9 protein-coding genes and 2 pseudogenes are annotated in these 11249 nt (G+C 67.0%); 10 read left to right on the top strand and 1 reads right to left on the bottom strand.

What is annotated here, in order from left to right:
- The 8 genes and pseudogenes from DBR20_RS23415 to lpxC all read left to right on the top strand — a co-directional run.
- A pseudogene (locus DBR20_RS23415) lies at window positions 1-187 on the top strand (cell division protein FtsW); the annotation flags it as partial.
- Window positions 184-1272 carry an undecaprenyldiphospho-muramoylpentapeptide beta-N-acetylglucosaminyltransferase gene (gene murG, locus DBR20_RS17235; RefSeq protein ID WP_108267193.1) on the top strand — a complete coding sequence of 363 codons (1089 nt, stop codon included), beginning with the start codon at window positions 184-186 and terminating at the stop codon, window positions 1270-1272. The pseudogene DBR20_RS23415 and the gene murG, both read left to right, overlap by 4 nt.
- Before the next feature lie 40 nt (window positions 1273-1312).
- Window positions 1313-2749: a UDP-N-acetylmuramate--L-alanine ligase gene (gene murC / locus DBR20_RS17230; protein WP_089238777.1), complete on the top strand. Its 1437-nt coding sequence runs from the start codon at window positions 1313-1315 to the stop codon at window positions 2747-2749.
- Window positions 2746-3708, top strand: a complete 963-nt coding sequence (locus DBR20_RS17225) for a D-alanine--D-alanine ligase (protein WP_108267191.1) — start codon at window positions 2746-2748, stop codon at window positions 3706-3708. The genes murC and DBR20_RS17225 overlap by 4 nt, the downstream gene beginning before the upstream one ends.
- Window positions 3705-4382 (top strand): annotated as a pseudogene (locus tag DBR20_RS17220) (cell division protein FtsQ/DivIB); the annotation flags it as partial. The gene DBR20_RS17225 and the pseudogene DBR20_RS17220, both read left to right, overlap by 4 nt.
- A 68-nt stretch (window positions 4383-4450) precedes the next feature.
- The gene (ftsA, locus tag DBR20_RS17215; protein WP_025876580.1) at window positions 4451-5686 is read left to right on the top strand and encodes a cell division protein FtsA; all 1236 of its coding nucleotides are present in this window, start codon (window positions 4451-4453) and stop codon (window positions 5684-5686) included.
- A gap of 170 nt (window positions 5687-5856) precedes the next feature.
- The gene (gene ftsZ, locus DBR20_RS17210; protein WP_025876577.1) at window positions 5857-7092 is read left to right on the top strand and encodes a cell division protein FtsZ; all 1236 of its coding nucleotides are present in this window, start codon (window positions 5857-5859) and stop codon (window positions 7090-7092) included.
- 193 nt (window positions 7093-7285) lie between these two features.
- Entirely contained in the window at window positions 7286-8197 is a 912-nt protein-coding gene (gene lpxC / locus DBR20_RS17205; protein WP_108267189.1) for a UDP-3-O-acyl-N-acetylglucosamine deacetylase, read from the top strand.
- Window positions 8198-8477: 280 nt separating this feature from the next.
- On the opposite strand, the gene DBR20_RS17200 is transcribed toward lpxC, so the two are convergent.
- The gene (locus tag DBR20_RS17200; protein WP_162292002.1) at window positions 8478-8927 is read right to left on the bottom strand and encodes a DUF721 domain-containing protein; all 450 of its coding nucleotides are present in this window, start codon (window positions 8925-8927) and stop codon (window positions 8478-8480) included.
- A 12-nt stretch (window positions 8928-8939) separates the two neighbouring features.
- Between DBR20_RS17200 and DBR20_RS17195 the strand changes: the two genes are divergently transcribed.
- Window positions 8940-9893, top strand: coding sequence for a M23 family metallopeptidase (locus DBR20_RS17195; RefSeq protein ID WP_108267187.1), 954 nt, complete (start codon window positions 8940-8942; stop codon window positions 9891-9893).
- 264 nt (window positions 9894-10157) lie between these two features.
- Window positions 10158-11249 (top strand): DEAD/DEAH box helicase (locus DBR20_RS17190; protein ID WP_146187045.1); only part of this gene is annotated, 1092 nt, incomplete at its 3' end.

The raw sequence follows: 11249 nt of genomic DNA, 5'->3' as shown, positions 1-11249 counted from the left end.
CCGCCAGGCCGTGCGCATGGGCGCTGCCGACGATGTGGCTGGCCCGGCTCCGGCCGATGCGCCGGCCGCACCGGTGGCAAAGAACGTGCCGATGGCCGCCGAACCGGCTGCGGCCGAGCCGGCCGTCGTGCGCGGCACCAGCCGCCTGCAGTCGCGCGTCGAACCTACCTTCGGGAGGCTCGGATGAGCGCCGTCCAGAACAACGCCCGGCCGGTGATGATCCTGGCCGGTGGTACCGGCGGGCATATCTTCCCGGGCCTGGCCGTGGCCCGCGTGCTGCGCGCGCGTGGCGTGCCGGTCACCTGGATGGGCGCCGCTGGCGCGATGGAAACCCGTCTGGTTCCGCAGCACGACATCCACATCGATACGCTGGCCATCACCGGTCTGCGCGGCAAGGGCAAGCTGGCCCTGCTGGCTGCGCCGTGGCGCCTGATGCGCGCGCTGCGTGCCGCCGGCCTGATCATCCGTGATCGCCAGCCGCGTGCGGTGGTTGCTTTCGGTGGCTTCGCCTCCGGCCCCGGTGGCATGGCCGCGCGCCTGCACGGCCTGCCGTTGATCGTGCACGAACAGAACCGCGCGCCGGGCCTGACCAACCGCATCCTGTCGCGCTACGCGCGCCGCCTGCTGACTGGTTTCCCGGGAACCTTCGCTGCACGCGAGGAGTTCGTGGGCAACCCGGTGCGCGCCGAAATCGCCGCCGTCGCGCCGCCGGAACAGCGGCTGGCCGATCGCAGCGGTCCGCTGCGCCTGCTGGTGCTGGGCGGCAGCCAGGGCGCACGCGCCCTCAACAGTGGCGTGCCGCAGGCACTGGCCGCGCTCGGTGCGCAGGTGCCGGTGGTGGTGCGTCACCAGAGTGGCGAGAAGCTGCATGCCGAAGCGGTCGAGGCCTATGCCAAGGCCGGCGTGCAGGGTGACATCACGCCGTTCATCGCCGACATGGCCGAAGCCTTCGCCTGGGCCGACCTGGTGGTGTGCCGTGCCGGCGCATCCACGCTGGCCGAGCTCTGTGCGGTCGGCATCGGCAGCGTGCTGGTGCCATTCCCCGCCGCCGTCGACGATCACCAGACCCGCAATGCGGAGTATCTGGTCGAGCGCGACGCGGCCGTATTGCTGAAGCAGGACGAAACGCTGGCAGACGGCATTGCCGCGCTGCTGCGTGATCTGTCCGAAAATCCCGCCCGCCGCATGCAGATGGCGCAAGCCGCGCGTGCCCTGGCCAAGGTCGATGCCGCCGAGCGCATCGCCGATATCATTCTCGAGGAAGCTGTATGAAGAAGGCACGCTCCAGCGCCTGCCCTGCGCGAGGCCGCGCATGATCCGCCGCCTGCATGACACCAACGATCTGGTGCGCGCGTTCCCGCGCGTGCATTTCGTCGGCATCGGCGGCACCGGCATGAGCGGCATCGCCGAAGTGATGCTGACGCTGGGCTATGAAGTGTCCGGTTCGGACAACGCCGACAACGCCGCGACCCGTCGCCTGGCCGGGCTGGGCGCGCGCATCATGCGCGGCCATTCCGCTGCCAACGTGCTGGGCACCGACTGCGTGGTGGTCTCCAGCGCGATCCGCGAGGACAACCCGGAGCTGATGGAAGCGCGCAGCCAGCGCATTCCGATCATGCCGCGCGCGGCGATGCTGGCCGAACTGATGCGCTTCCGCCGCGGCATCGCCGTGGCCGGTACCCATGGCAAGACCACCACCACCAGCCTGACCGCTGCGGTGCTGAGCGAGGGCGGGCTGGACCCGACCTTCGTGATCGGTGGCCAGCTGCTGGCGGCCGGCGCCAACGCCAAGCTCGGCGGTGGCCAGTGGCTGGTGGCCGAGGCCGACGAGAGCGATGGCAGCTTCCTGCGCCTGAATCCGTTGATGTCGATCATCACCAACATCGATTCCGATCATCTGGAGAACTACGGCAACGACTTCGCCCGCGTGCAGGCGGCGTTCGCCGAGTTCCTGCAGCGCCTGCCGTTCTACGGCCTGGCAGTGCTGTGCATCGACGACCCGGAAGTGGCCGCACTGGCCGCCAAGACCCCGCGCCACGTGATGAGCTACGGCATGAGCCCGCAGGCCGACGTGCGCGCCGAGAACGTGGTGCAGGAAGGTTCGCGCATGCGCTTCACCCTGCGCCTGCCGCAGGGCACCAGCCAGGAAGTGGTGCTGGCGCTGCCGGGCAAGCACAACGTGCTCAATGCGCTGGCCGCTGCGGCGGTGGGTTGGCAGCTGGGTGTGTCTCCGGACACGATCGCGCGTGCGCTGGCCAGCTTCGCTGGCGTCGGTCGCCGCTTCAACGACCTGGGCGAAGTGACTACCGCCACTGGTGCCAAGGTCCGCATCATCGACGACTACGGTCACCATCCGAGCGAACTGGAAGCGGTGTTCGCCGCTGCCCGTGGCGGCTGGGCCGACAAGCGCCTGGTGGTGGCCTTCCAGCCGCACCGCTACAGCCGTACCCGCGATCAGTTCGACAAGTTCGCAGCGGTGCTGTCGAGCGTCGATGCGCTGGTGCTGAGCGAGGTCTACCCGGCCGGTGAAGAGCCGATCGCCGGTGCCGATTCGCACGCGCTGGCCCGCGCCATCCGTGCGCGTGGCCGCAGCGAGCCGGTGGTGGTCGGCAAGGCATCCGAACTCGCCACCGTGCTGCCCGACGTGCTGCAGGACGGCGATCTGCTGCTGATGATGGGTGCCGGTGACATCGGCGCCGTCGCCAGCCACATTGCAGTGGAAGGTTTCAAGGCGGAGGGCGAGGCGTGAGCACGCTGACCTTCCCGTCGCTGCGCAGCACCGATCCGGCCGTGTTCGGCCGCGTCGCCGTGCTGCTCGGTGGCAGCTCCAGCGAACGCGAAGTGTCGCTGGATTCGGGCCGCAACGTACTCGAAGCACTGCAGTCGCGTGGTGTCGATGCGATCGCCATCGATGGCATTCCGGCGCTGGCCAAGGCGCTGGCAGCCGGCGGCATCGATCGCGTGTTCAACATCCTGCATGGCCACAACGGTGGTGGTGAGGATGGCATCGTGCAGGGCCTGATGGACGCGTTCGGCGTGCCCTACACCGGTTCCAACGTGCTGGGCTCGGCCTTGAGCATGGACAAGATCCGCACCAAGCAGGTGTGGCTGTCGCTGGGCCTGCCGACCCCGCAGTACCGGAAGGTCGATGCCTCCACCGTGCATGCGCTGGCGGCCGAACTCGGTCTGCCGGTGGTGGTCAAGCCGGCCAACGAAGGCTCCAGCGTGGGCATCAGCCGGGTCACCGACGACGCCGGCCTGGACGAGGCCGTGGCCCTGGCCGCGCGCTACGACGGTCAACTGCTGATGGAACAGATGGTGGTCGGCGACGAACTGACCGTCGCCATCCTGGGTGATGTGGCGCTGCCGTCGATCCGCATCGTGCCCAAGGGCCAGTGGTACGACTACAACGCCAAGTACATCGCCGAAGACACCCAGTACCTGTGCCCGGGCCTGGATGGCGATGACGAAGCAGAGATCCGCCGCATCGCGCTGGCGGCCTTCCGCGCCGCCGGTTGCCGTGGCTGGGGTCGCGTGGATGTGATGCGTGACCGCGCCAGCGGCCGCTTCTTCCTGCTGGAAGTGAACACCGCGCCGGGCATGACCAGCCATTCGCTGGTGCCCAAGGCGGCCGGGCAGGCCGGCATCAGCTTCGAGGAGCTGGTGTGGCGCGTGCTGGAACAGACCCTGGAGGCATCGCACGCATGAACGCGGTGCTGCGCATCTTCGTCTGGCTGTTGGCACTGTCGGTGGTTGCACTGCCGGTGGTGGCCGTGGTCAATGGCTGGGTCGGCGCCGAGCGCTGGCCGCTGGCGAAGCTGCGCGTGCACGGTGAGTTCAAGCGGGTGCCGCCGGAACAGCTGCAGCAGGTGCTGCTGCCGTATGCACATGCCGGTTTCTTCGCGGTGAAGCTGCAGGACGCGCAGGACGCGCTGGAAAAACTGCCGTGGGTGGAAAGCGCGCAGGTGCGCAAGCAGTGGCCGGACGTGCTGGAAGTGACGCTGGTCGAGCACAAGCCGTTCGCGCGCTGGGGCGAAGGCCGCCTGCTGTCCGAGCAGGGCAAGCTGTTCCCCACGCCGAAGAAGCTGGCCGACCTGCAGCTGCCCGAGCTGGATGGCCCGGACAGCCAGACCGAAGAAGTGGTCAAGCTCTACAACGATTCGCGCGCACTGTTCGCGCCGGCTGGCGTCGATGTGCGCCGGCTGACCATGGACGCGCGCGGCAGCTGGTCGCTGCTGCTGAGCAACGGCACTGAAGTGGTGGTCGGCCGCGATGATGCGCGTTCGCGCCTGCAGCGCTTCGTGCGCGTGTTGCCGCAGCTGGCCAACCAGGCCGCGCCGATCGAGCGCGCCGACCTCCGATATACCAATGGTTTCACGCTGAGCTGGGGCACTCCGGCCGCCCCGGCCAATGCACCGGGCACCCCGGCAAGAAGGACGCAGGAAAGAACATGAATCGCAAGGGTGACAAATCGCTGATCGTCGGCCTGGATATCGGCACCTCCAAGGTGGTGGCGCTGGTGGGCGAGTATTCGCCGGGCAACCCGATCGAAGTGATCGGCATCGGCTCCCATGAGTCGCGCGGCCTCAAGCGCGGCGTGGTGGTGGACATCGAATCGACCGTGCAGTCGATCCAGCGCGCGGTTGAAGAAGCCGAGCTGATGGCCGGCTGCGAGATCCGCTCGGTGTATGCCTCCATCTCCGGCAACCACGTGCAGTGCAAGAACTCGCCCGGCATCGTGCCGATCCGCGACGGCGAAGTGACCTGGGGCGACCTGGATCGCGTGCTCGATGCGGCCAAGGCCGTGGCGATTCCGGCCGACCAGAAGATCCTGCATGCGATCCCGCGCGAGTACGTGTTGGACGACTCGCAGGAAGGTATCCGCAATCCCGTCGGCATGACCGGCGTGCGCCTGGAGGTACATGCGCACCTGGTGGTCTGCGCGCAGTCGGCCGCCGCCAACATCAGCAAGTGCGTGCAGCGCTGCGGCCTGCAGGTGGACGACCTGGTGCTGTCCTCGCTGGCCTCCAGCGTGGCGGTGCTGACCGCCGACGAGCGCGAGCTGGGCGTGGTGCTGGTCGACATGGGCGCCGGCACCACCGACATCGCAGTGTTCGTGCAGGGTGCGATCTGCCACACCGCCTCGCTGCCGATCGCCGGCGACCACGTGACCAACGACATCGCGCACATGCTGCGCACGCCGACCCCGGAAGCGGAGCAGATCAAGGTGCGCTACGCGTGTGCCCTGGCCCAGCTGGCCACCGCCGAGGAGAGCATCCAGGTGCCGTCGGTCGGTGATCGTCCGCCGCGCCGCATGCCGCGCCACGCGCTGGCGCAGGCAGTGCAGGGCCGCTACGAAGAGATCTTTGAAATGGTGCAGGCCGAACTGCGCCGCTCCGGCTTCGAGGAACTGGTACGCGCCGGCATGGTGCTGACCGGTGGCGCCTCGAAGATGGAAGGCGTGGTCGAACTGGCCGAGGAGATGCTGCAGATGCCGGTGCGCGTGGGCATCCCGCAGCACGTCACCGGGCTGGGCGAAGTGGTCGGCAACCCGGTGCATGCCACCGGCGTGGGCCTGCTGCTGATGGGCAGCCAGATCGAGCATCCGCGCCGGCCGTCGCTGCCGACTGGCCGCGCTGGAAGCATGTTCAAGAAACTCAAGACCTGGTTCCGCGGCGAATTCTGACGCGGAACCTGCACCACCCGGGCTCGCCCGGTTGCAACACCGGCAACACGACGCAACACCGGCAACACCGGCAACACATAACCCACACAGCCGCAACGACGGCATGCAGCACGAAGGCAGGACGCCCGAATGCCCATGCAATCGAAAGCGGATACAACGAGGACACGGACATGGCGCATTTTGAACTGATCGAAAAGATGGCACCCAATGCGGTGATCAAGGTTGTTGGCGTGGGCGGCGGCGGCGGCAATGCCGTGGCGCACATGGTCAACTCGGCAGTGGATGGCGTGGAATTCATCACCGCCAACACCGACTCGCAGGCCATCAAGAATTGTGGTGCCAAGCTGCAGCTGCAGCTGGGTACCAATGTCACCAAGGGCCTGGGCGCAGGCGCGAATCCGGAAGTCGGCCGCCAGGCTGCGCTGGAAGACCGTGAGCGCATCATGGACGCGCTGCAGGGTGCGGACATGGTGTTCATCACCGCTGGCATGGGCGGTGGCACCGGTACCGGCGCTGCGCCGGTGGTGGCACAGCTGGCCAAGGAAATGGGCATCCTGACCGTGGCCGTGGTCACCAAGCCGTTCCCGTTCGAAGGCCGTCGCCGCATGCAGGTCGCGCTGAAGGGCATCGAAGAACTGAGCCAGCACTGCGACTCGCTGATCACCATCCCCAACGAGAAGCTGATCACCGTGCTGGGTCGCAACGCGACCATGATCCAGGCCTTCCGTGCCGCCAACGACGTGCTGCAGGGCGCCGTGCAGGGCATCGCCGACCTGATCGTGCGTCCGGGCCTGATCAACGTCGACTTCGCCGACGTGCGCACCGTCATGTCCGAAATGGGCCTGGCGATGATGGGTACCGGTACCGCCCGCGGCGATGACCGCGCGCAGGCCGCGGCCGAGTCGGCCATCCAGAACCCGCTGCTGGACGATGTGAACCTGGCCGGTGCCAACGGCATCCTGGTCAACATCACCGCCGGTGCCGACTTCACCATGGCCGAGTTCGACGAGATCGGCCGCACCATCGACGGCTTCGCTTCGGAAGACGCGACCGTGGTGGTGGGTACCGTGCTCGATCCGGACATGCAGGACGAAGTGCGCGTGACCGTGGTCGCCACGGGCCTGAACCGCGTCTCGGCCAGCAAGACCCAGCGTCCGGGCGAGCGTGCACCGATCAAGCTGGTCCGCAACGCCACCACCGGCCAGCCGGAGTTCGGCGAGTTCGACAACGGCGGCGATGCGGTGTCCAAGGCTGTCGGCGGCATGGGCCTGGGCCTGCGTCGGGCCAGCAGCGACAGCGTCGCAGCTTCCACCCCGTCGGCTCCGGCCTCCTCGGCCCCGGCCGCGGCGGAACTGCCGAACGATTACCTGGACATCCCGGCGTTCCTGCGCCGCCAGGCGGACTGATCGACGCTGCCCGGGGCTTGTCCCCCCCGGGTTGCGCCACCATGTCCTGAAAACGCGGGCGCCGGGCCAGGATGGGCCCGGCCGCCCTGCTTCACGCGCGTCCTACCGGCGCGCCGGTGCGTCCTGCCGGCGTTTCAGCCGGGGTAGGGGACCCTGCGTGTTAATCTAATGTGTCACTTCCGGTCGTCCCCCCATGATCCAGCAACGCACCCTCAAGAACACGATCCGCGCCACCGGCGTAGGCCTGCACAGCGGTGACAAGGTCTACATGACCCTGCGTCCGGCGCCGGTCAACCATGGCATCGTGTTCCGGCGCGTGGACCTGGACCCGGTGGTGGAAGTACCTGCGAAGGCCGAACTGGTCACCGAAGTGACCCTGTGCACCGGCCTGACCTGCAACGACGCCAAGATCCAGACCGTCGAACACCTGATGTCGGCCCTGGCCGGCCTGGGTGTGGACAACATCATCGTCGAACTGTCCTCGGCCGAGCTGCCGATCATGGACGGTTCGTCCGGCCCGTTCGTGTTCCTGCTGCAGTCGGCAGGCATCGTGGAACAGGATGCGCCCAAGCGCTTCATCCGCGTGCTGAAGACCGTGGAAGTGACCGAGGGCGACAAGGTGGCCCGCTTCACTCCGTATGAGGGGTACAAGCTGGGCTTCACCATCCAGTTCGACCACCCGATGATCCCGGCCAAGCAGTCGCGCCAGGAAATCGAGTTCTCGACGATGGCCTACACCAAGGAAATTTCCCGCGCGCGCACCTTCGGCTTCATGCGCGACCTGGAATACATGCGCGAGCGCAACCTCGGCCTGGGCGGTTCGATGGACAACGCCATCGTGCTCGATGAGTTCCGCGTGCTCAACGAAGACGGCCTGCGCTACGCCGACGAATTCGTGCGCCACAAGATCCTCGATGCGATCGGCGACCTCTATCTGGCCGGCGGCCAGGTGCTGGGCGCCTACGAGGGCTTCAAGTCCGGCCACGCGCTCAACAACAAGCTGGTACGGGCGCTGATGGCCGATGCCACCGCTTGGGAATGGGTCACTTACGACTCGCCGGCGGTGCCGGACCCGGTTGTGTACGCCACGCCGGCCTTTGCCTGATTCCACAGGCTATTGATTTGAAAGACAAAAGCGCCGCCTTCCAGGGCGGCGTTTGCGTTTCCGACGTTCCTTGAGGCGCTGGCGCAGTGGGTGACGCGACGGCCGGGCCGAGGTCACGGTTTTGTGAACCTGTTGGATCGGAAGCCTGAATTTAACGTTGTTTTAACAACAATCTAACGACTGCCCCACCGGGGCCAGCTAGGATGCGACCCGGCCCCCGAAATGTTTCACGCTGCGGTGACACGCGCGACGGGGAGTGGAGCAGGACGCTCCGCTGCTTTCAGGTTTCCCGCTTCGGTTTCGAAGGAAGGTCCTGTAGAGCTGCCAAGGCGTCGCGTAGCCCTTTGTGCGTGGCGGCTGAAACTGCGTGGGGTCCATTCCGGTTGTCGAGCGCTGGGGAGCGCGTGGGAGTGGGAGACGCAGTCTTGACGGTCACCTTGGTGGCCTTCAGCCCGATGGACCGGGCCGCGTCGAGCAACTGGGCTTCGGCAAGCCGCAACTTGGCATGCCAGACCGGGGACTCGACGAGAAAAACGAGGTGTTCCCCGTCCACATTGGCCAGCCGGCAACGGCTGCGCAGAGGTGGCGGCAACTGGGGGCGCAACTGACGGTCCAGCGCGTCGAGCCATAGGGCACGCCGCAGCGGGTTCCCGCTTTTGTCCGCCATCACTACATCCAGGGCCGGTTTCGGTCTGGATGCGGGACGAACGCTGGATTTCGGCTCAGACATGAAAACTCACCGATGGCATTCAAAAAGATCGTAATCAAAACGCGTGAAGGACAGGCCAAATCGGCGCTCACGCGTTTGCGGTTCTACTTCGAGGACCGCCCCCGAGCCCTGCTGGGCAGCGTGCTCGGCGCAGGTTGCATTATCGGCCTTGCCGGCGGCATTGGCGCCAGTGCGCTCAATGATTCGCGCCTGCAGGCCAAGGTCGACCGCCAGGAGGCCGAGCTGGCCAAGGTCCAGCGCGATGCGCAGACCCAGGTCAACGCGCTGGCCGCCCGCCTCGGCGAGCTGCAGGCACAGGCCACCCGCCTGAACGCCCTGGGCGAGCGGCTGACCCAGATGGGCAAGCTGGAAGACGGCGAATTCGACTTCAACGAGACCCCCGGCCTCGGTGACGGCGATGCCGGCGGCCCGACCGCCGACATCCCGGTGAAGGACGTCAACGCCGACTTACAGGTGCTGGAGCAGCGCTTCGCTGCTTCAGGCCGCCAGTTGTCGGTGATGGAATCGCTGATGTTCGACCACCAGCTGCAGCAGAACGCCGTGCCCTCGCGCATGCCGATCCGCAACAGCTATGTCACTTCCGGCTTCGGTACCCGCGCCGACCCGTTCGGTCGCGGTGCCGCTACCCACAAGGGCATGGACTTCCACGCCCGCGTCGGTGACCCGGTGATGTCGGTGGCCGACGGCGTGGTCAGCTTCTCCGGGGTCAAGGGCGGCTACGGCAACGTGGTCGATGTCGACCACGGTAATGGCTACGTCACCCGCTACGCGCACAATTCGCGCCTGGTGGTGAAGGTCGGCGACCTCGTCCGCGCCGGCCAGGAAGTGGCCAAGGCCGGTTCCACCGGTCGTTCGACCGGCGCCCACGTGCACTTCGAGGTGTGGGAGAACGGCAACGTGGTCAACCCGCGCAAGTTCCTCGGCGACGGCGGCAATACCCCGGTCGGGCGCATCACCCGCGGTTGATTGCAACGCCGGGCATGGCCCGGCGCTACCGGGACGCCGTCGGATCCCGGCGGTAGAGCGGGGCCACGCCCCGCGAGCGCGAAGCGCGGCCGCCAGGACCCCGGTCCCGGCCGCCTGGACGACCGCAAAGGGTTGAAACCCCTGCCGCCCATCCCAAGCTACAATGGGTGTTGCCATCGACAGGGCGCCAGGCGCCCTGTTTCGTTTGCGGCGGACGGATCCTCCCGGAGCCGTGCGGCATTCCCATCCAACCCGGTTCCTTCAATGATCAACAGCCTGCTTACCCGCGTATTTGGCAGTCGTAATGAACGACAGCTGCGCCAGCTCAACCGCATCGTCGCCAAGATCAATGCGCTGGAGCCGGAGATCGAGAAGCTTTCCGACGAGCAGCTGCAGGCCAAGACGCCGGAATTCAAGCAGCGCATCGCCGGTGGTGAAGCCCTGGACAAGGTGTTGCCGGAAGCGTTCGCGGTCTGCCGCGAGGCCGGTCGCCGCGTGCTGGGCATGCGCCACTACGACGTGCAGCTGATCGGCGGCATGGTGCTTCACCTGGGCAAGATCGCAGAAATGCGCACCGGTGAAGGCAAGACCCTGGTGGCGACCCTGCCGGTGTACCTCAACGCGCTGGAAGGCAAGGGCGTGCACGTGGTCACCGTGAACGACTACCTGGCCCGCCGCGATGCCGCGCAGATGGGCAAGCTGTACAACTGGCTGGGCCTGAGCGTGGGCGTGGTCTACCCGGGCATGCCGCACAGCGACAAGCGTGAAGCCTATGGTTCGGACATCACCTACGGCACCAACAACGAATTCGGTTTCGACTACCTGCGCGACAACATGGCGCTGTCCAAGGCTGACCGCTACCAGCGCGGCCTGCACTACGCCATCGTCGACGAAGTCGACTCCATCCTGATCGACGAAGCGCGTACCCCGCTGATCATCTCCGGCCCGGCCGACGATTCCCCGGAGCTGTACATCCGCGTCAACCGCATCGTGCCGAACCTGGTCAAGCAGGAAGCGGAAGACGGTGAGGGTGACTTCTGGGTCGATGAGAAGGGCAAGCAGGTGCACCTGTCCGAAGCGGGCATGGAGCACGCCGAACAGCTGCTGGTCGAAGCGGGCATCCTCGATGCCGAGACCGAAGGCCTGTACGCCGCGCAGAACCTGACCGTGGTCCACCACCTCAACGCCGCGCTGCGCGCGCACGCCATCTACCAGCGTGATGTGGACTACATCGTGCGCGATGGCGAAGTGGTCATCGTCGACGAATTCACCGGCCGTACCCTGGCCGGCCGCCGCTGGTCCGATGGCCTGCACCAGGCGGTGGAAGCGAAGGAAGGCGTACCGGTCCAGCGCGAG

It is taken from the genome of Stenotrophomonas sp. HMWF023, assembly GCF_003060985.1.
GTDB lineage: Bacteria > Pseudomonadota > Gammaproteobacteria > Xanthomonadales > Xanthomonadaceae > Stenotrophomonas > Stenotrophomonas lactitubi.
The sequence above is the reverse complement of the archived record's forward strand: the minus strand, read 5'-3'. Positions and strand labels throughout refer to the sequence as shown.

Excerpts from the sequence above, each read along its gene's own strand:
- murG (WP_108267193.1), top strand. The coding sequence starts at position 184 with ATGAGCGCCGTCCAGAACAACGCCCGGCCGGTGATGATCCTGGCCGGT.
- murC (WP_089238777.1), top strand. The coding sequence starts at position 1,313 with ATGATCCGCCGCCTGCATGACACCAACGATCTGGTGCGCGCGTTCCCG.
- ftsA (WP_025876580.1), top strand. The coding sequence starts at position 4,451 with ATGAATCGCAAGGGTGACAAATCGCTGATCGTCGGCCTGGATATCGGC.
- ftsZ (WP_025876577.1), top strand. The coding sequence starts at position 5,857 with ATGGCGCATTTTGAACTGATCGAAAAGATGGCACCCAATGCGGTGATC.
- lpxC (WP_108267189.1), top strand. The coding sequence starts at position 7,286 with ATGATCCAGCAACGCACCCTCAAGAACACGATCCGCGCCACCGGCGTA.
- DBR20_RS17200 (WP_162292002.1), bottom strand. The coding sequence starts at position 8,927 with ATGTCTGAGCCGAAATCCAGCGTTCGTCCCGCATCCAGACCGAAACCG.
- DBR20_RS17195 (WP_108267187.1), top strand. The coding sequence starts at position 8,940 with ATGGCATTCAAAAAGATCGTAATCAAAACGCGTGAAGGACAGGCCAAA.